General features: G+C 38.5%; 18 protein-coding genes. 12 read left to right on the top strand and 6 right to left on the bottom strand.

Translation table 11 applies throughout. The features are described from left to right. The 7 genes from topA (at position 1) to QSG86_RS06605 (ending at position 7954) form a co-directional block, all read left to right on the top strand. The gene (gene topA / locus QSG86_RS06575) at positions 1 to 2643 is read left to right on the top strand and encodes a type I DNA topoisomerase (protein WP_317030757.1); all 2643 of its coding nucleotides are present in this window, start codon (positions 1 to 3) and stop codon (positions 2641 to 2643) included. Between the two features lie 171 nt (positions 2644 to 2814). Then, positions 2815 to 3566 (top strand): IS5 family transposase gene (locus tag QSG86_RS06580; RefSeq protein ID WP_410487449.1). Its coding sequence is split into 2 segments (ribosomal slippage): positions 2815 to 3037 and positions 3037 to 3566, totalling 753 coding nucleotides; the frame shifts between segments, so codons are not numbered across the junction. A 138-nt stretch (positions 3567 to 3704) separates the two neighbouring features. Then, positions 3705 to 4277: an HdeD family acid-resistance protein gene (locus QSG86_RS06585; RefSeq protein WP_317030759.1), complete on the top strand. Its 573-nt coding sequence runs from the start codon at positions 3705 to 3707 to the stop codon at positions 4275 to 4277. A gap of 261 nt (positions 4278 to 4538) precedes the next feature. Continuing rightward, positions 4539 to 6527 carry an ATP-dependent helicase gene (locus QSG86_RS06590; protein WP_317030760.1) on the top strand — a complete coding sequence of 663 codons (1989 nt, stop codon included), beginning with the start codon at positions 4539 to 4541 and terminating at the stop codon, positions 6525 to 6527. 93 nt (positions 6528 to 6620) lie between these two features. Further along, the gene (locus tag QSG86_RS06595; RefSeq protein ID WP_317030761.1) at positions 6621 to 6872 is read left to right on the top strand and encodes an RNA-binding protein; all 252 of its coding nucleotides are present in this window, start codon (positions 6621 to 6623) and stop codon (positions 6870 to 6872) included. Positions 6873 to 7065: 193 nt separating this feature from the next. Next, a complete protein-coding gene (locus QSG86_RS06600; protein ID WP_317030762.1) occupies positions 7066 to 7569 on the top strand; it encodes a DUF6586 family protein in 504 nt (167 codons plus the stop codon). Between the two features lie 106 nt (positions 7570 to 7675). Continuing rightward, positions 7676 to 7954: a hypothetical protein gene (locus QSG86_RS06605; protein ID WP_317030763.1), complete on the top strand. Its 279-nt coding sequence runs from the start codon at positions 7676 to 7678 to the stop codon at positions 7952 to 7954. Positions 7955 to 8099: 145 nt separating this feature from the next. Here QSG86_RS06605 and QSG86_RS06610 read toward each other — a convergent pair whose 3' ends face one another. From QSG86_RS06610 to QSG86_RS06625, 4 genes are all read right to left on the bottom strand, one after another. Next, complete coding sequence (locus QSG86_RS06610) at positions 8100 to 9818, bottom strand: cation:proton antiporter (protein ID WP_317030764.1); 1719 nt, start codon at positions 9816 to 9818, stop codon at positions 8100 to 8102. A 672-nt stretch (positions 9819 to 10490) separates the two neighbouring features. Beyond that, entirely contained in the window at positions 10491 to 10646 is a 156-nt protein-coding gene (rpmG, locus tag QSG86_RS06615; protein ID WP_001205031.1) for a 50S ribosomal protein L33, read from the bottom strand. Between the two features lie 16 nt (positions 10647 to 10662). Then, positions 10663 to 10899, bottom strand: a complete 237-nt coding sequence (rpmB, locus tag QSG86_RS06620) for a 50S ribosomal protein L28 (protein ID WP_004976147.1) — start codon at positions 10897 to 10899, stop codon at positions 10663 to 10665. A 163-nt stretch (positions 10900 to 11062) separates the two neighbouring features. Beyond that, positions 11063 to 12511: a coniferyl aldehyde dehydrogenase gene (locus tag QSG86_RS06625; RefSeq protein WP_317030765.1), complete on the bottom strand. Its 1449-nt coding sequence runs from the start codon at positions 12509 to 12511 to the stop codon at positions 11063 to 11065. Between the two features lie 116 nt (positions 12512 to 12627). Between QSG86_RS06625 and QSG86_RS06630 the strand changes: the two genes are divergently transcribed. The 5 genes from QSG86_RS06630 (at position 12628) to QSG86_RS06650 (ending at position 16322) form a co-directional block, all read left to right on the top strand. Beyond that, positions 12628 to 13329: a TetR/AcrR family transcriptional regulator gene (locus QSG86_RS06630; RefSeq protein WP_317030766.1), complete on the top strand. Its 702-nt coding sequence runs from the start codon at positions 12628 to 12630 to the stop codon at positions 13327 to 13329. A 77-nt stretch (positions 13330 to 13406) separates the two neighbouring features. Continuing rightward, entirely contained in the window at positions 13407 to 14273 is an 867-nt protein-coding gene (purU, locus tag QSG86_RS06635) for a formyltetrahydrofolate deformylase (RefSeq protein ID WP_317030767.1), read from the top strand. 211 nt (positions 14274 to 14484) lie between these two features. Then, positions 14485 to 15270 carry a TonB family protein gene (locus tag QSG86_RS06640; RefSeq protein ID WP_317030768.1) on the top strand — a complete coding sequence of 262 codons (786 nt, stop codon included), beginning with the start codon at positions 14485 to 14487 and terminating at the stop codon, positions 15268 to 15270. 21 nt (positions 15271 to 15291) lie between these two features. Continuing rightward, positions 15292 to 15915 (top strand): MotA/TolQ/ExbB proton channel family protein, encoded by a 624-nt coding sequence (locus tag QSG86_RS06645; RefSeq protein ID WP_317030769.1) that lies wholly within the window; start codon positions 15292 to 15294, stop codon positions 15913 to 15915. After that, a complete protein-coding gene (locus QSG86_RS06650) occupies positions 15915 to 16322 on the top strand; it encodes a biopolymer transporter ExbD (RefSeq protein ID WP_317030770.1) in 408 nt (135 codons plus the stop codon). The genes QSG86_RS06645 and QSG86_RS06650 overlap by 1 nt, the downstream gene beginning before the upstream one ends. Before the next feature lie 73 nt (positions 16323 to 16395). Here QSG86_RS06650 and QSG86_RS06655 read toward each other — a convergent pair whose 3' ends face one another. Beyond that, on the bottom strand, positions 16396 to 17586 hold the full coding sequence (locus QSG86_RS06655) for an MFS transporter (protein WP_317030771.1): 1191 nt from the start codon (positions 17584 to 17586) through the stop codon (positions 16396 to 16398). 101 nt (positions 17587 to 17687) lie between these two features. Next, positions 17688 to 18611: a DMT family transporter gene (locus tag QSG86_RS06660; protein WP_317030772.1), complete on the bottom strand. Its 924-nt coding sequence runs from the start codon at positions 18609 to 18611 to the stop codon at positions 17688 to 17690. Positions 18612 to 19504: the final 893 nt, after the last annotated feature.

The raw sequence follows: 19504 nt of genomic DNA on the forward strand, positions 1-19504 counted from the left end.
ATGGCGAACGCTCCTCGATCCACATCTAAAACGAGCACTGCAAAAACTTCCGAGGCAGGGAGCAAACGTGCCTTAGTGATTGTGGAGTCGCCTGCAAAAGCGAAAACAATCAATAAATATTTAGGTTCACAATATATTGTGAAATCTTCTGTAGGCCATGTACGTGATTTACCTACAGGTGGTGCGACAAAAACAGCAGATAAAAAACCTGCAACACGTACAAAATTAACACCAGAAGAAAAAGCCCAGAAAGCCCAAAATGCGCTCATTAATCGTATGGGGGTAGATCCTGAACATGACTGGAAAGCACAATATGAAGTTTTACCAGGCAAGGAACATGTCGTTGCAGAATTAAAAAAACTAGCATCACAAGTCGATGAGATTTATCTTGCAACGGATTTAGACCGAGAGGGTGAAGCAATTGCTTGGCATCTTAAGGAGGTGATTGGCGGGGATGATTCACGTTATCAGCGTGTAGTCTTTAATGAAATCACCAAAAATGCCATTCAAGAGGCCTTTCAGCATCCGTCACGTTTAGATACCAATAAAGTGAATGCACAGCAAGCACGCCGTTTTCTTGATCGCGTGGTTGGATTTATGATTTCTCCCTTACTGTGGGAAAAAATTGCCCGAGGCCTATCGGCAGGGCGTGTACAATCCGTTGCTGTTAAATTGGTGGTTGAACGTGAACGTGAAATTCGTGCTTTCATTCCAGAAGAATATTGGCAGGTATTCGCAGATACACAGTCACAACAAGATCACATTCGTTTAGAAGCGGTGAAACAGGCAGGAAAACCTTTAAAATTACGTAATAAAGCAGATACCGATGCTTTATTAAATATTTTAAAGGATGCCAGTTATCAAGTATCAGCACGTGAAGACAAGCCAACGAAGGTTAATCCAAGTGCGCCTTATATCACCTCAACCTTACAACAAGCGGCAAGCACACGTTTGGGTTTTTCAGTGAAAAAAACCATGATGCTAGCACAGCGTTTGTATGAGGCTGGTTTTATTACATATATGCGTACCGATTCTACATTTTTAAGTGATGATGCCGTACAGATGGTTCGTCAGCATATTGAAACTGAATTTGGGACAAAATATCTTCCTGCGCAGCCAAATCGTTATGGCAACAAGGCTGGTGCACAAGAAGCACATGAAGCCATTCGTCCATCGAATGTTGTATTAACGGGGGATAGTCTGGTTGGTGTAGAGCGTGATGCACAGCGATTATATGATTTAATTTGGCGTCAATTTGTTGCATGTCAAATGACACCTGCACAATATCTATCTTCAACGATTTTAGTGAATGCCAATGGCGTTGAATTAAAAGCTAAAGGTCGTACTTTGGTGTTTGATGGTTTTACTAAAATTCGTGGTCAGAATAAATCAGATGATGATATTTTATTGCCTGCAGTTCAAGTGGGTGAGATATTACATTTAGAAAAACTTGATCCATCTCAGCATTTTACCAAGCCACCAGCACGATTTACTGAGGCGTCTTTAGTGAAAGAGTTGGAAAAACGAGGTATTGGTCGTCCATCGACCTATGCCGCAATTATTTCAACTATTCAAGATCGTGGCTACGTCAAGCTAGAAAGTCGTCGTCTTTTTGCAGAAAAAATGGGTGAAATTGTCACAGATCGTCTGGATGAAAGTTTTAATAATCTGATGAATTATGACTTTACTGCTGGTCTGGAAGGGCAATTGGATAAAGTTGCAGAAGGTGAACGCAACTGGAAGGATTTGCTGAATAATTTTTATGGCGATTTTAAACAGCGTTTAACCAATGCTCAGGGTGAAGATGGTATGCGTCGCAATCAGCCTGTTGAAGTTGGTGCTGTGCATTGTAAAGAATGTGATCGCCCTATGCAGATACGAACAGGAACAACAGGGGTATTTCTAGGATGTTCAGGGTATAATCTACCGCCAAAAGAGCGTTGCAAAGGTACATTAAACCTAACTCCTGTAGAATCATTGGTGATGCTGTCCGATGACGATGCTGCAGAAACTGCAGATTTAATGTCAAAAAAACGTTGCCCAATTTGTGAAACGGCAATGGATAGCTATGTGATTGATGGTGGGCGTAAATTACATATTTGTGGTAATAATCCGGACTGTAGTGGTTTTGAACTTGAAGAGGGAGAGTTTAAAATCAAGGGTTATGATGGTCCGACGATTCCATGTGATAAATGTGATGGCGAGATGCAATTAAAAACAGGGCGTTTTGGACCTTATTTTGCATGTACTAGCTGTGATAATACCCGTAAGGTATTGAAAAATGGACAGCCTGCACCGCCACGTGTTGATCCAATAAAAATGGAACATTTACGTTCAACTAAGCACGATGACTTTTTTGTATTACGTGATGGTGCTGCGGGGTTGTTTTTAGCGGCCAGTAAGTTTCCTAAAGTTCGTGAAACACGTGCACCTAAAGTTGCAGAATTACGTACAGTAGCCGAGCAGCTTGATCCAAAATATCAATTTATTTTACAAGCGCCTGATGTTGATCCAGAAGGTCATCCGACACTGGTTAAGTTTAGTCGTAAAAATCAAAGTCAATATATTGGTTCTGAAACCGTCGAAGGTAAGCCAACCAAATGGAGTTTGATTTACCAAGATGGTCAATGGGTTGAAGGGTAATAGCGTTTAAAATTGTCGTAAACTATTGTTAAATTTGATCAAAAATGCTGACCAGTGTCAGCATTTTTTTTATTGCTTTGGTATATTTATCTAGGGCGTGTCCTCATTTGAAGAATAATATTTAAACGCCTAGAATTAGGCTCTACTTTATCTCCATTTCAATATTTTTCAATGGCACGTACTCTTCTCACAGATGATATTTGGCAACAGATTCAAGTAACAATGAAATTTCATGGTTGCTATAGCTCAAAGAACAGTAGAAATATTATGGAAGCTATTTTATGGAAACTACGCACAGGTGCGACATGGCGTGATATTCCTCAAGAGTTTTGCCCTTGGAAAACTGCTTATAACCGTTTTAATCGCTGGGCTATGAAAGGCTTATGGGATAAATTTTTTTCAAACTACGAGGCAGCTTGGACCAAGAATGGGTATTCATTGATGGAAGCTACATACGCGCGCATCAGCATGCAAGTGGAGCTCGGCATGGCTTCGAGCGTGCAATTGGACAATCTCGTGGAGGACTCACAACAAAGATTCATCTTGCAACCGACGCGAATGGATTACCGATTGATTTTAAAATCACTGGGGGTGATGTCCATGACAGCCAAGTTGCAGAACACCTAATAGATCTAATTGAAACAGCAGATTATCTAATCGCGGACAAGGGATATGATTCTGAATATATCAGGAAGTCTGCTAGAAATCGAAAAATGATACCTATTATTCCATTAAGATCAAATAGTAAGAAATTCAATCTTGATTTTGATAAGTACTTATATTGCTTAAGACATTTAGTTGAGAATGCCTTTGCAAGATTAAAACACTTCCGTGCAATAGCAACTCGATTTGATAAACTCGCACGTAATTATCAGTCTATGATTTATATCGCCTGCATGTTCATTTGGTGTAAATCTAAATGAGGACACACCCTAGTATTAAAATCAACTAAATATCGATACATCATATTGTATTACTTAATATATTAGCAATTTATCAACAGACAAAATGCATTAAAAATTTAAAATATAATCTCATACCACATAAACTTGAGAAAAATTATGAAAACAGTCGGTAATGATTTAGTGCGCCATCAATTACATAAAAATCGTAAATGGTATTTAATTTTAGGAATCTTACTTATTGTATTTGGCATTATATTGTTTGCTTCATTGCCATTTGCCACGCTCTCGGTGATCTTTTTGTTTGGAATTTTAATGATGGTCGGTGGTGTATTGCATATGATCGCAGGCTTTAAAATATTTTCAGGTGGATACCGTTTTCTATGGCTATTATTTGGAATTTTATACTTTGTTGCTGGATATTATGCATTTAGTACACCGATTGAAACTGCGGTAGTACTGACCAGTCTGTTGGCAATTTTCCTGATTATTGCGGGTATCGTACGTATTTTTAATGCACTATTTTTTAGAGCAGTGCAAGGCTGGGGATGGACACTTTTTTCTGGTATTTTAACTTTACTCGCAGGAATCGTCATTTTACGTACACCTGATGCACCATTTTGGGTATTAGGATTATTTTTGGCAATGGATATTTTATTCCAAGGTATTAATTATTTATCTCTAGCATCTTATATCAAGCATGATGTACCGAAAAGTTCGGCCGATCAATAACACTGAGTGATGATTGATATAACGCTATTTTGTATTCAATTGTTAAGCTGAAGTATCGAGACTTCAGCTTGATGGTTAAATTTCCATTGCTGATTAGAATATCAATGGCTGTCATTTTAAATATGCCTGATAAGCTATTGTGAAATTGTCTGGTGATATCACTTTAGCATCTAACAATGCTTATGATCCTGTGAGGTAGATAATGCGTTGTTGATGAGAACTACGTTAAACTAGATCACTGATCCAGTATGATGAGACATTATGAGTTTAGCCAGCTTAATTGATGAATTAAATCCGCAACAAAAACAAGCTGCCACAACAGCAGCAAAACATAGTTTGGTTTTGGCAGGTGCAGGTTGTGGTAAAACCAAAACTATTGTGGCACGAGCAGCATATTTAATTGATCAAGGTGTTCCCGCACATCAAATTCAAATCTTAACTTTTACACGTCGTGCTGCGAGTGAAATTGTTGCACGTGTTGAATTGGCATTGGGTGAACAAGCAAAGGGCTTAAGTGCTGCAACTTTTCATACTTTTTGTATGTCTCTTTTACGCCGAATTCCACATGCATTTGGTTTGGAACAATTTTCAATTATAGATCGTGATGATCAATTAATGTTATTTCGCTTGATTCGTGGTAAAGATGATAAAAAAAATCCAAGTCAATTACCTAAACCTCAAGAATTATGTGACTTATACTCGTTTGCCCGTAATACGCGTCAAAAGTTAAGTATCGCACTTGAAAAACAAATGCCTGAATATTTGGCAATGAAAGATGTCATTGCAACACTCATGCAAGAATATGAAACACGTAAGCGCATACGACAGTTTCTTGATTATGATGACATTTTGGCAATTGTTGCCCAAGGTTTGCAAGCATCAGACACATTGGTAGATTATGTTGCTCAGCAATGTCAACATTTGCTCATCGATGAAATGCAAGATACCAATCCCTTACAATGGGCACTTTTAGAGCCATTAATTCAGCATATTCATTTATTCTGTGTTGGTGATGATGCGCAATCCATTTATGGCTTTCGAGGCGCTGATTTCGAAAATATTCATCATTTTAAGCAGCGTGTTACAGATGCTAAAGTTTATAAACTTGAAAAAAACTATCGTTCTACACAACATATTTTAGATTTGTCTAATTGGCTATTGGCACAAAGTGAAATTGCATATGATAAGACGCTGCAAACAGATCGTGGTGATGGTCTTCAGCCCTGTATGCATATTTTTCCAAATGAATTTGATGAGGCCAAATGGATTGCGATCGATATCAAGGAACGGCATTATTTGCAAGCACGACCATGGCATGATCATATGGTGTTGGTTCGTTCTAGTTTTGCTGCACGACATATAGAGGCGGCATTGATTCAAGCTAATGTTCCCTATCGTTTTATTGGTGGATTAAAATTACTAGAAACTGCACATGTCAAAGATTTGATGAGTTTATTACGTGTAGTTGCTCATCCTTTAGATGATATCGCATGGATGCGTTTTTTGACATTGTGGGATGGTGTTGGCGATGTGGGAGCAAGTCGTTTAACACAGCAATTATTAATACAGCCAGAAATCGAGGTGATTACGGTAAAACTAACAAAATTTGGCAAAATTCCGGCCACGATGATTGCATTAATGCAACAAATGTTTGCGTGTCGTCATCAGGTTGAGCAATGTGTTCAGTTAGCAATCGAATCTTTATTACCTCAACTATCTGAAAATTATAAAAAAGACTGGTCTCGTCGCCAGCGAGATTTTGAGTTGGTACAGCAATTGGCGGCGAAACATGATCAATTACATGAATTTTTGGAAGCCTATGTACTTGATCCTGTGTCTATTTCTGAAATTGAGCGTCAATCTGATCGGGATGTGGTGACGTTAATGACGATTCATTCGGCAAAAGGGACAGAACAAAAAGTGTGTTATGTTGCCAATGTGACACCAGGTCAATACCCACATCTACGTGCACAGGGCGATTTTGATGCAGTTGAAGAGGAGCGGCGTGTTTTATATGTTGCACTGACGCGTGCACAAAATGAACTTATTCTGACTAAGCAAAATTTAAGTTTTTGGGCGAAGCCAACGATTGATAGTCAGGGACGTACAGTTGAGCAATATTTTTTAAGTGATCTAAGTCAGCATTTATGTCGTATGGAAACACACTATAAAACTCGGCAGCAAACGGTTAAAAGTGCATTGATTGAACGTCAGTCAATAAATTTAGATTTTGGTATAGATCTCGATTAAACTATAGCAATAGCTCGTATATATACGAGTAAAGTTCAAAAAGTAGAGTAGACGAATGCTTTTTGATGTTTTTGTCTATTTTAAGGTTATTTCATGAATATTTTAGTCCGTAACTTAGAGCGTTCAGTTAGCAAAGAAGAACTAGCTGCACTTTTTCAGCCTTTTGGTACGGTTGCATCAGCAACGGTGATCATGGATGCCACAACAGGAAAATCAAAAGGTTTTGGTTTTGTGGAAATGCCCAATGCTCGTGAAGCGATTAAAGCAATTAAAGCATTGAATACCTTGAAAGTTAAAGGTATGGGCATTCGTGTAAAAGCTGCTGAAGATAAGCCTAAAGCATAATATTGAGGAGCATAAGTGCTCCTTTTAAATCCAATATCGTGAATATGCAGCTTGCCCGTCGATTCTTTGCAATTGATATGAGCTAGAGTATGCCTATTTGATATTACTTACAGGCTATTTATAATGATGTATTTAGGCCTAGAATAGATGCCCGAGAATATTGTCATTATTGATTGAATTGAGGAAATTATACATGTCACGTGTTGCTCGCTTCCACGCTGATCGTACCAACCAAAAACTGTATTTTGCACGTTTATCTTGTCAGCAGGCAGAGCAAACTGAACATGTACAACACGCACAGGCACATCGTGAAGCTGCGGTATTTCACTTGCATGGTGCTGTATTGGCTTTTTTACAAGAACTGGTGCGTTACTATCGTTTAAATGATGCATCACCTACATTTGCCTCGATTGAAACATTAATGGCCGACAAAGGACAAGTTTCACCAGAAGTTGTTGTTTTACAACAATTGATGCAAAATGGTTTTATCGGTGAGCTTAAGCGTGCATATCGTATGTGTCAATATACACCAGAACCAAATGCACCAGAGCCAGAGAGTGAAACTTCATCACAGTTGATTATCAAAGTTACACAAACAACGCAAATGTGGTTGCCAGATACGCAGATTTTACGTGAATGGCATGAAAAATTGACGCAACTTATTGATGGATTTAGGAACGAAATGGTGGAGTTTTAGGAAACAATCATGAGGGCTTGAAATAATTTTTTTCAACCTTATATATTAAATCCTAAGCAATGCAAAGTGCAGGTGCCTTTGCCACCATGTTTAGCATGGAGAATTTATGTCGATTGAACAGTTAAAAGAATTATTTGGTAATCAAGAAGCCGTCTTGGAGTTGGTGCAGCTAGAAGATGGTGAGCTTGCTTTACGTAATGCGGGCTCTGAAAATGAGCCATTGGTTAAAATCCAGTTTAATGAAGAAGTGAGAACTTTACTGGGTGATAATACTGCTGTTGTTGCACAAAATATGATTCAGGCAGCACTAATTGGTCTATTGGAAAAACAAGTCAATGAGTGGCAAGCAACCGTTGTGGATGAAAAACCTCAATTCATGAGTTGATATTCTCATCTATCGATAGCTTTAACTTGACGATATCTTTGGGTTATGAATGGGGCAACATGATCATAGATCATATCGCCCTATATACTACGGATTTGGTTTTAGGTTGCTCAGTATGATGCTGCATCAAATTTTGCGGTCATGTTTAATGGGTCGGAGATTGATGATGTGCAATTTGAATTTGATTTAAAATATGATTACTCATATTTTTAGCCATTTCCTCTTTAGCATAATAGACCGTACCGACATTTTCACGACCAATCACTTCCGCTTCTTCTTTGCTTTCTGCACAGACTAAAACTTGAATTGCTGGATTTAACGTCTTCGCAATATCAACAATTTTATGAATATCGAGTATATCCATTGGAGAAAGTACTAATAGTCTGGCATGTTGAATATGCGCCTGTATCAGTACGCCAGCTTCGGTGGCAATACCCGAAACAGCAGCAATGTTTTTTTCACGTAATCGTTCTACAATTTCACGATTTTCTTCCGCAATGACGACTTTAATGCCATCTTGCATTAAGGTGTGTGTAATGCGGCGCCCAACTTCCCCATAGCCGATCATCACAACTTGATCACGGAGATAATCTTGGGAAACCTCATCGGGTAGCATTGCCAGAGGATCTCCATTTCGTTCCAGTAAGCGTGCTAAAGCGGAGTCTTCTCGTATCCATTTCTGGATTGGTTCGATGGCAGAAAATACAAATGAGTTTAACGTAATTGAAATTAATGCACCTGCTAGAATTAAGTTCTGTCCATCAATTGAAAGTAATCCTAGTGATACACCAAGGGCTGCTAAAATAAATGAAAACTCACCTATTTGTGCCAACGAGGCCCCTACAGTCAATGCTGTATTCAGTGGATAGCGGAAAAATAATACCAACGCCATTGCTGCAATCGTTTTACCAATCATGATAATAGCAACGACGACTAAGACATGTAATGGCTGTTCAAAGATGATCCGCGGATCAAACAGCATACCGACAGCAACAAAAAATAAAATTGAGAAAATTTCACGTAATGGTAAGGTTTCTTCTTCTGCACGATGACTAAAGTCTGATTCTTTAACCACCATTCCTGCAAAGAATGCACCTAAGGCCATAGAAACGCCAAATACTTTATAGGCACCGAATGCAATCGAAACTGCTGCAGCAACCACCGCCAAAGTAAATAATTCACGAGAGCCTAAACGCACCACAATTTTTAAGATAAAGGGCACAATACGCTTACCAAAAATCAGCATAAAGGCAATAAAGCCAGCAACTTTAAGTAAGGTAATCGCCAGTGTCATCCAAACATTTTCATCGGCTGAACTCCCTTCCAGTACTTGACCACCAAGTAATACGGCTGTTGCAGGTAATAATACCAGCGCCAATACCATGACCAGATCTTCAACTAAAAGCCAGCCTACAGCAATTTTACCATTAACGGAATTAAGTAAACCGCGATCGCCAAGTGCCTTGAGTAAAACGACTGTACTTGCACAAGATAAGCTTAAACCGAAGATCAATGCGGAACCAAAATTCCATCCCCATAGCATTGACACACCGATACCGAGTAAGGTAGCAACGGCAATTTGTAAAATAGCACCAGGTAAGGCAATACGACGAACCTGCATTAAGTCACTGAGTGAAAAATGCATCCCGACGCCAAACATTAAAAACATCACACCCAATTCGGCTAGCTGATTGGCGAGATGAGTATCACCAACCACACCTGGTGTATGAGGGCTAATGATGACACCTGCGATGAGATAGCCAATCAGCGGAGGAAGTTTTAAACGTGCGGCAATATAACCAAAAAAAAGCGCTAAGCCAAAGCCTGCAGCGAGTAATATTATGAGTTCTACATCATGCGGCACTAAAAACTCCTAAAAAATAAAAAAATCAGTAAAAAGTAAAAATGTATCATATCTGTTGCATGCTACTTGATGCTGCTGTAGCAGCATGGATGGTGATGCGAATATGTCAATACAGCTCTAAACGTTGTCGTAAGCCATCTGTGCATGCTGCTGTTATAGCAAAAAATATACCAGTCATCGCAAGCAGGTATTGCTGGGTCATAGTGATCCATCTTGATATTGATGATGAATGCAATACAAATATCGGTGATGGTTTTTCGTTGATTGATCTTTATGGGTATGTTGCAACCAAGCTGCTATTAAGTAGTATGGTTGCTATTTAGTGCTGTACAGTCATGCTTTATTATCAAAAAAGTGTGATAAAAATAAATCCATAGCATGAGATCAATCATATCGTTACATGGTTAGACTTCGCAGCTTATTTAAGGCTGATCATAACCTCACAGATTATATCCGAATCATTTTAAATGCTGATGAAGATGAAGTGCTTTACTGTATGAATCGCACATAGCCTAGCGTAAATTTTGCAATTTATACGATTAGTGTGCATTCAATCACGTTAATCTAGATTTGGCATTCTGCTATGAGTCTGGTGTGAAATTTTAACAAGGAGTATAAAAAAAATGCAAAAAAAAACGACCTTTTGGGCCGTTTTTTTTAAAAAAACTAAAATTATTTGATTTTAGCTTCTTTAAAGATCACGTGTTGACGGATTTTTGGATCAAATTTTTTGATTTCCATTTTTTCCGGCATAGTACGTTTGTTCTTAGTAGTGGTATAGAAATAACCTGTACCAGCTGAAGAAACTAAGCGAATCTTATCACGCATTGTCCTGACTCCTTACTTAGATCTTTTGACCTTGAGCACGAAGATCTGCAACAACCTTTTCGATACCCAATTTGTCAATAATACGCATACCTTTAGTTGTTAAACGAAGACGTACGAAACGTTTTTCGCTTTCTAACCAAAAGCGGTGGTTGTGCAGGTTCGGCTCGAACCGGCGCTTAGTTTTGTTGTTGGCGTGTGAGACGTTGTTACCAACGACTGGACGCTTGCCGGTAACTTGGCAAACCTTAGACATGGTGTAACTCCATTGATTTAGCCAACAGCAAATCTGTATGGCCAGTCAAAATAAACGGATGAATTCATTCAAGGGGCGTTTTATATCAAAAATACGCTTAAAAGACAAGCGATTTTGTATAAAATCGGGCATGTGCCAGTGTGATAGCTCATGCCTTGATCAGTTATCGAAGAAGTGTTTTTGAAATTAGTCTATGAATGGGTTTATTAAACGGTGGCAGAATGAATTTTAAACTATACAGCTTAGGATTCGACATCATGGACCGTTCGTGAGACAAACTAAAAAAACCTTCTGGACCGTGATATTTCCCCATGCCAGATGCACCAATGCCGCCAAAAGGCAGGTCATCTTGTGCAACATGAGTTAATACAGTATTCAGCCCAAAGTGCCCTGAATGGGTACGCTGTGCGACATAATCTGCACGCGCCTGATCAAAGTCGAAATAGTATAATGCAAGTGGACGCGGACGGCTATTAATAAAGTCGATAACATCGTCTATTTGATCATATTCCATGATTGGAAGGATGGGACCAAAAATCTCATTTTGCATAATCAGCATATCCGGTTGAACATCAGTGACCAGTGTCGGCGCAATTTTACGATTTAAAGCTACATCTTCACTTTGAGGATTAAATTCGATAAGTTTGGCACCATTTTGTTGTGCATCATCTAGATAGCCTTGTAGACGATGATATTGTTTCTCATTAACAATCGCCGTATAGTCTTGATTATTGAGTAAGCTTGGATACATTTCAGAGACATAATAAGAAAAATATTCTTGAAATAAAGCCGTTTTGCCACGGGGTAAAAACATATAGTCTGGTGCTACACAGGTTTGACCCGCATTCCAGAGTTTGCCTACAGCGATACGCTGGGCGACATCTTGTAAATCACTTGACTCATGAACTAAAACAGGTGATTTACCTCCCAATTCTAAGATCACTGGTACCAAATTTTGTGCAGCAGCAGTCATGACGGTTTTGCCGACATTGGTTGAGCCGGTAAAGATTATTTTATCAAAGGGTAGGTGTGAAAAATCATCTGAAATTTGGCCGCCACCATTAATAACAGTAACCAGTTCTTGAGGAAATGCCTCTGCAATGGCATTGGCCAATGTTCTGCCAAAATAGTGAGAGGCACTAGAAATTTTAATCATGGCATGGTTACCTGCTGCCAATGCGCAAATCAGTGGACCAACTGAAAGTAACAGTGGATAATTCCAAGGTGAAATAATACCAATGACGCCTAAAGGCTGATATTCTACCCAACCTTTTGCAGGCTGATGAATCATACTGATATGGCGTTTGGATGGCTTCATCCATGTCGTTAGGTGGCGGCTGTAATACTTAATCTGTTCTAGACAGGTCAAGAGTTCGCCAATTTTTGTTTCACTAATTGATCTATTGCCATAGTCTTTATTGATGGCATCTGCCATGTCATCCTGATATTTAATTAACACTTGCTTTAAGCGGGCGAGTCGATCGATACGTTCTTTTGCTGTGGCATAAGGATGGCGTTGGTAAGCCAATTTTTGTGCAACTAAAATATCATTTAATTTTTGTTGATCAATGCTGTCAGTACCTACAGCATTGGGATTGGTTTGACTATTCATGGCAAATTACCATTTAATACAGGTTAATATAATATTTTTTAGAGTATTAACTCTAAATAGTCAAGTTGCTTTCATAAGTGGTTTGATGGGTATTTTGAAAACAGGATTGCCTTAGCATGTCTCATTCAAAAACGGTAAAAACCAAAGAGCGTATCTTACAGTTAAGCTTACAATTGTTTAATGAACGCGGTGAACGTTCTGTCACGACCAATCATATTGCTGCTGAACTTGGTATTAGTCCAGGTAATTTGTATTATCATTTTCGCAATAAAAGCGAAATTATTAAAGAGTTAATGGCGCAATACCAACATGAAACATTAGAAATGCTGGCTTTGCCAGAAGATCGTCTGCTAGATGCCAATGATAAAATTCGTTATTTTCAAGTTTTAAGTAGCCAATTATGGGCATATCGTTTTTTACATCGTGATGTTTATCATTTGGTCGAAAATAATGATGATTTTCGTAAAATGTATCCACGCTTTGCAGGTCAGGTGATGCAACAGGGCCAAAAGATTTATAAGGCATTTGTCAACGCTGGATTGATGGCAATGACTGATTCTGAAATTGAAGCTTTAATTATTAATTTATGGATTGTACTTACCAATTGGACCAATTTTTTATATATGTCTGGTCATATTACTGATTCAAATACTTTAGAAGATAAATGGCTTTGGCATGCTCTACGTCAGATGGTCTTTTTAGAAGGCGCATATCTACGTGGTGAGAGCCGCCAAACTTATGAAAGCTTGTTGGCTAGCTTTGGTTCTTCTGAACTTTTTGCCAGTTTTTCTGCCATGAAAACCCATCGCATTGAATAAGCCTATTTAGAAAGATGAGAAAAGGCGTTAGAATGTTGTGCTTATTTTGAATTGAATAGATTAGTGACATTAACCAAATGAATATGACGACTGCAAATACTGCGCGCTTACTCATTACTTGTGCAGATAAGCCAGGTATTGTGCAAGCTGTATCGAGCTTTTTGTATCATCAAGGAGCAAATATTACCGCACTTGATCAATATGCAACAGAAGCTCAAGGTGGGCGTTATTTCATGCGTGTGGAATTTGAATTAGATAATTTACAAAGTCGTAAAGAAAATTTAATTCAGACATTTTCATCAAATGTTGCCGAACGTTATGAAATGCATTGGCGCCTTGCTTTGGTCAGTGATATGAAAAAAGTGGGCATTTTGGTTTCTAAAGTAGATCATGCTTTGTTGGAACTTTTATGGCGCCATGCGCGTGGTGGTCTGCCGTGTGAAATCACAAAAGTGGTTTCAAATCACGATGCATTACGTGAATCTGTAGAAAATTTTGGTATTCCTTTTGAGGTGGTACCTGTTAATAAAGAAAATAAACGTGAAGCTTATGCTCAAATTGACGAATTGATGCAAGGAAATGACTTACTTGTGTTAGCACGTTATATGCAGATTCTCGATGAAGAATTTGTGGCAAAATGGGAAATGAAGGTGATTAATATCCATCATTCATTTTTGCCAGCATTTGTCGGTGCAAATCCATATAAGCAGGCTCATGAAAAAGGGGTGAAGTTGATCGGTGCAACAGCACACTATGTGACTGCTGACTTAGATCAAGGGCCTATCATTGAGCAAGATGTTGAACGTGTAAATCATGATTTTACCGTAGAGCAATTGCGTGAATTAGGTCAGGATGTAGAACGTAATGTTTTAGCACGTGCAGTGAAGTGGCATCTAGAAGATCGTATTATTGTGGATGGCAATAAAACGGTAGTCTTTCAGTAGTCATCATGCAATGAGAAAAGCATGCGTTACGCATGCTTTTTTTTATTATTAAAAAAAATCATAAAATTCTCTAAATTAATTGTTGCAAATGAAAACACTTCTCATTTATCATTATGCACACTTTCATAGTATAAACCGATAAAATTGATTGTTTATTTCATTTGGTCTTTTTAGTGATAAATAGTCGTTTTTTCTAGGGTCCCTTAAGTTCATGAGTATATCTTCCACACCGATGATGCCAAATCTCTCTCCCATGAAGAAGAAAGCTGTTGCTGCGATAATCGCGGTTATTATTGGACATGCTGGTGTCATGTGGGCGATTCAACATATGAAAACCCCAGAGTTAAAACCAATAGATAAGACACCATTAAAGGTTCGGTTTGTACAAATTAAAGAACCGCCACAACCTTTACCACCACAACCTAAAGCCGAACCTAAGAAAGAGCAGCCTAAGCCGAAGGAAGTGAAAGAGGTGAAAATTGTGGAAAAACAGCTTCCACCACCACCTAAAAAGGTTGAAAAAGTTCAACAAATTAAAAAATCAGAGACAGCAAAACCTGTAGTTAAGCCGGTTGAAACACCTGTTCAAGCGACCACAATCACTACAACTGTTTCTGAAGTCAAAGTTGCGAAACCAGCTCCAGCACCTGTTGCACCACCGGTACCTCCAGCGCCAGTAGCACCTCCAGCACCGCCATCAGCAAAAACAGTTTCCATTGGTGGTGCTGGTGTACAATGGAGTCGCTCTCCAAAGCCATCGTATTCAAATCGTGATCTACAAGGTGAAACACGTATTGTGGTGATCTTGATTGAGGCAGATGAAAAGGGCGCAATCCAGAGTGCACGTGTAACACGCTCAAGTGGTCTTCCAGCTTTAGATGAAAAGATTTTACGTGCAGTACGTAATGCGAAATTCAAACCGTACAAAGAAAATGGCGTTGCTTATCCAATTAAAGCTGAACAACCATTTGAATTGACATTGAATGCTAAAGGCTAACCCACATTTAGGAGTTCGAATATGAACTTTTCAGTTTATTGGCAACATGCTGATGCAATAAGTAAGACACTGTATTTTGTATTATTGGCTATGTCTATTGCGACATGGACGATTGCCATTTTACGCTTGATGGGGACTCGCCAGCTCAAACAACATGCTTATACTCAATTGTCTAAAGCATTACAGCATTTAAAGGCAAAGCTGAAACCTTTGTCATTTGAACAACGTAAAGCGGTTGCTGAGCAGGCATTATTACGTCAAATTTCGGTAGAAAAATCTGCTGCTGAAAAAGGTGTAGCGGTATTAGGAACGATTGCATCACTTGCACCATTTGTCGGATTGTTTGGTACGGTTTGGGGTATTTTTCATGCCTTGGTTGCGGTAGGTAAAAGTGGTCAAGCAGGTTTAGCTCAAGTGGCTACCCCAGTCGGTGAGGCATTGATTATGACCGGCTTTGGTTTGGCTGTCGCAATCCCTGCTGTGATTGCCTATAATATTTGTACACGTTATAACCGTACCTTATCAAATGAATTGCAAGATCATGCACACAGTCTATTGATTGATACTATGTTGCAACAAGAATCCGCAACACAAAATGTGGCAGTCAATAGTACACAAGAAGGTTTTGTTGGAGGTCAAGCTTAATGGCTTTTCAATTGGGTGAAGACAACGATAGTGGCATGAATGAGATGAATCTCATTCCACTGATCGATATTATGTTGGTATTGATGATCATCTTTTTGGTGACTGCGACCGTTGCCAACCCATCGATTCCGTTAACGTTGCCTCAGACCAGTGCTGAAATTGTTGATCCGCCACCTAAAGCCATTACCGTGAGTATTAATGCGGATAATCAAGTGGCTTGGGATGATAAAATGATCAGCTTGGATGAGTTGCAAGTTCGACTTCAAGAAGCTGGTCAGCAGCCACAAAAACCGACCGTACAGCTTCGAGCAGATAAAGAAGCCAAATATGATACGGTTGCTAAAGTCATGTCACATGCGAGTGAAGCCGGACTCAGTGATATTGCTTTTGTAAGTGATAATCAATAGTTTGATGATCGCTGTAAAAAAAACCTCTACTTTTTTAGCTAGAGGTTTTTTTGATTCAGAATAAAGTATTAGCTTAACTAGCTAAGGGGGGTAGGCGACTATAGCGCCAGTCAATCAGCGCAAAAATTGCCGTACCTGCAACTAATGCTAAACCTACCAAACAACTCATTCCCCAACCACCGTGATTCCAAGCATAAATACCGAGTGCAGATCCTGTTGCACCACCACTAAAATAAGCCGTCATATAAATCGAGTTAATGCGTGATTTGGCATCAACTCTAAGACGGAAAATAATATTTTGATTACAGGTATGAACAATCGCGAGACCTAAGTTGATCATGCCAAAACCTAAAATATAACTGATGAGTTGATATTGTCCCCAGTAGAGTAATAACCAGCTGAGTGCAAGCGTGATAACACCGACCCAAGTCATGCGTTGTGTATAGCCACGATCTGCAATTTTGCCAACAAATTTTGTGGATAATGCACCAAATATACCAATCAGTGTCACCACACCGACCATAAAATTAGGTAATGCAAATGCGGATTGTAATAAAATCGCAATTGTTGAAAATAAAATACTCATGGCAGCAAAAGCACATCCACCAACCAGTGAGCGAAAAACAAGGCGTGGTTCTTGTTGCAGTAATCGCACCATAGAAATTAAAATATGGTGATAGCGTAGCTTAACGGTCGCAATATGAGGGAGTCGATAGCGTAAAATAAGTGCAAGAATAAACATTAAAATGGCGCTGACAAAGTAAATGACCTGCCATTCAAATAAATTCGACAATAACCCTGACAAACTGGTTGAAAGTAAAATACCCACCAATAAACCACTCATGAGTAATCCAACGACTTCACCAATTTTTTGTGGTCTTACGCTCATGGTTGCAAAAGGAATTAGTACCTGTGCAGCAACAGAAAATAATCCTGTCATTGCAGTTCCGAGCCATAACATCGGTAAATTAACAGATAATGCACAGATCAATAAACCGATTCCTGCACATGCCATCAGTAGTGGAATAAACTTGGTTTTATTAACAATATCACCAAGCGGAACAATAAAAAGTAATCCCAGTGCATATGCTACCTGTGCAAAAGTAACCGTCAATGCCACACGAGATTCTGGCATCTGAAAATAGCTATGCATTGAATTGATCAGTGGTTGGCTATAATAGTTGGCACCTGCACACAAACCACATGCAATTGCCATAAGCCATAATAATGGTCGATCTTGGCTAATGTCATTTTGGCTTGACATAATACTCCTTAATAATGATCAGAGAACACGGTATAGCGATAGATCAATGAGATACGATATCCATTGTTTGTGGATCTGTATACATGATGCAATTGAAATCGTTAAGCCAGTTTTTTTTTGGCAAAAGTAATCATCAGAACACCAATAATATTTAGTGCACAGCCAAACCATTGTACCGTATTTAAACTTTCACCCAGAAAAAGTGTAGCGAGAATAATGGTGAGAATAGGGCCGACTGAAGCAATCATGGCAGCTTGGGAAGCACCTAATCGTGCAATACTTTGTGCAATTAAAATAGTGGGAAGAACCGTTACCAGCAGTCCAAGTGCTATACCATACCAAATGATTTGATGCGGAAGTTGGCTTAAATGCATCATTGGCTGTGTGGTCGTACTAAAAAAATGCACCAGTGTTCCAATACAGGCAATACTTAAAGCCAAGCCAGTAAAATTCCATGAACCAAATGTTTTAATGAGTCGAGGTGTAAGTAGTAAATAGGTAGCAAAGCTGATTGCACTGGCAAAGACCAAACTGGCTCCAAGCCAAAAATTACTGTCGTGTGGTGTCGTGCTTTGTTCTTGTAACATGACAAGCACAGTACCGCCATAGCTTAAGGCAATCGCACAAATCATTTTAAAATTGAGCTTTTGCTTAAAAATAACACTAGATGCCAGTACAGTGAGTGTTGGATATAGAAATAGGATAATACGTTCTAAGGATGCGCTAATATACATGAGACCGGTAAAGTCTAACCAGCTGGAAAAGTAATAACCAATTAAGCCTGCTGTAATTAATAACAACCAATCTTTTATGGCAATGTTCTTATTGTGATGACGGTTAAGCCAACAGAGTATTAAGAAAAATGGTAATGCACTGGCCATGCGTAATGCCATCAGTAAAGTACCATCCACTAATGGTGATAGGGCATAGGCTTGTTTAATAAAAATTGCTTTAGTACTAAATAAAAATGCCGCAATGATGGCAAATAAAGAGCCTATCTGGACTTTGTTGAGTGATACATTCATAACATTGGCTTGAGTGAATACAGATGATGGGGGCGCATAAAACTATAGATTAAAATTTAGTCTCATTGTGATATCAAAATCGGATCATTGAAACGTTGATCTATCGGGTTAAATTGAGTCGTATTGGCTAGTATACGTATTTAATACTCAATGATGACAGATAAACTGGATTAAATTGGTTAAAAATTAATCCAATGTACGTGTCATGACCCTATAAGATTATTTATCGTGACCTATAAATTAATAATTAATGCAGCGGTACAGTGATTTTAAATCAATAATGCGCACAAAAAAGGTGCAAAACGGATTAAATCTAGATTTTGGTATCACATATTAAAATGGTAAAAAAAAATTAATTTAATTTTTTTATGGCTTAAATAAGACTATTGAAGAATAACATTCGTTAATGAAACATATTAGTCATGTTGAATGTTTTATATACTCGATCTAATAACGAATATTGGTGAAATTGATGAAAAAAGTATTTTTATAGATCAATATCATCAAGATGACGATATTTGTGAGTATGTTATTTGAGCGCCTAAATTAACGGCATATGCGGTGTGATCAAGCTGCTGCTTTTGTTTTTACCCTATTGTATTTTTATTGTATGCGCTGGGATGGGTGAATAGTGAATCAGCATATTGTGTAGATAAATCATAATCAGTATTTATTAGCGCTAATCTCTAGGTTTTTGTGGCCCTTAAATCAAAAAAATCATCAATAAAAAAACCCTTCTCATTCGATATTCCATGATTATTTTTATGAATAACTGTCATGAAATGTTGTCATTTATTAAATAAATAATGGGTAGTATTTTCAAAAACTTTCATTAGAATCCAAAAAATAGACAAATTATATCCAGAGCAAAATATCTCTTTTGGGGTATTTCG

This window comes from Acinetobacter sp. SAAs474 (assembly GCF_032823475.1).
In the GTDB taxonomy this organism is placed as follows: Bacteria; Pseudomonadota; Gammaproteobacteria; order Pseudomonadales; family Moraxellaceae; genus Acinetobacter.

Bases quoted from the DNA above. Each gene is read 5' to 3' on its own strand.
- rpmG (WP_001205031.1), bottom strand. From the start codon at position 10,646: ATGCGTGATAAGATTCGCTTAGTTTCTTCAGCTGGTACAGGTTATTTC.
- QSG86_RS06640 (WP_317030768.1), top strand. From the start codon at position 14,485: ATGAGTATATCTTCCACACCGATGATGCCAAATCTCTCTCCCATGAAG.
- QSG86_RS06600 (WP_317030762.1), top strand. From the start codon at position 7,066: ATGTCACGTGTTGCTCGCTTCCACGCTGATCGTACCAACCAAAAACTG.
- QSG86_RS06605 (WP_317030763.1), top strand. From the start codon at position 7,676: ATGTCGATTGAACAGTTAAAAGAATTATTTGGTAATCAAGAAGCCGTC.
- QSG86_RS06630 (WP_317030766.1), top strand. From the start codon at position 12,628: ATGTCTCATTCAAAAACGGTAAAAACCAAAGAGCGTATCTTACAGTTA.
- QSG86_RS06595 (WP_317030761.1), top strand. From the start codon at position 6,621: ATGAATATTTTAGTCCGTAACTTAGAGCGTTCAGTTAGCAAAGAAGAA.
- rpmB (WP_004976147.1), bottom strand. From the start codon at position 10,899: ATGTCTAAGGTTTGCCAAGTTACCGGCAAGCGTCCAGTCGTTGGTAAC.
- QSG86_RS06650 (WP_317030770.1), top strand. From the start codon at position 15,915: ATGGCTTTTCAATTGGGTGAAGACAACGATAGTGGCATGAATGAGATG.
- QSG86_RS06655 (WP_317030771.1), bottom strand. From the start codon at position 17,586: ATGTCAAGCCAAAATGACATTAGCCAAGATCGACCATTATTATGGCTT.
- QSG86_RS06645 (WP_317030769.1), top strand. From the start codon at position 15,292: ATGAACTTTTCAGTTTATTGGCAACATGCTGATGCAATAAGTAAGACA.
- topA (WP_317030757.1), top strand. From the start codon at position 1: ATGGCGAACGCTCCTCGATCCACATCTAAAACGAGCACTGCAAAAACT.
- QSG86_RS06590 (WP_317030760.1), top strand. From the start codon at position 4,539: ATGAGTTTAGCCAGCTTAATTGATGAATTAAATCCGCAACAAAAACAA.
- purU (WP_317030767.1), top strand. From the start codon at position 13,407: ATGAATATGACGACTGCAAATACTGCGCGCTTACTCATTACTTGTGCA.
- QSG86_RS06660 (WP_317030772.1), bottom strand. From the start codon at position 18,611: ATGAATGTATCACTCAACAAAGTCCAGATAGGCTCTTTATTTGCCATC.
- QSG86_RS06625 (WP_317030765.1), bottom strand. From the start codon at position 12,511: ATGAATAGTCAAACCAATCCCAATGCTGTAGGTACTGACAGCATTGAT.
- QSG86_RS06585 (WP_317030759.1), top strand. From the start codon at position 3,705: ATGAAAACAGTCGGTAATGATTTAGTGCGCCATCAATTACATAAAAAT.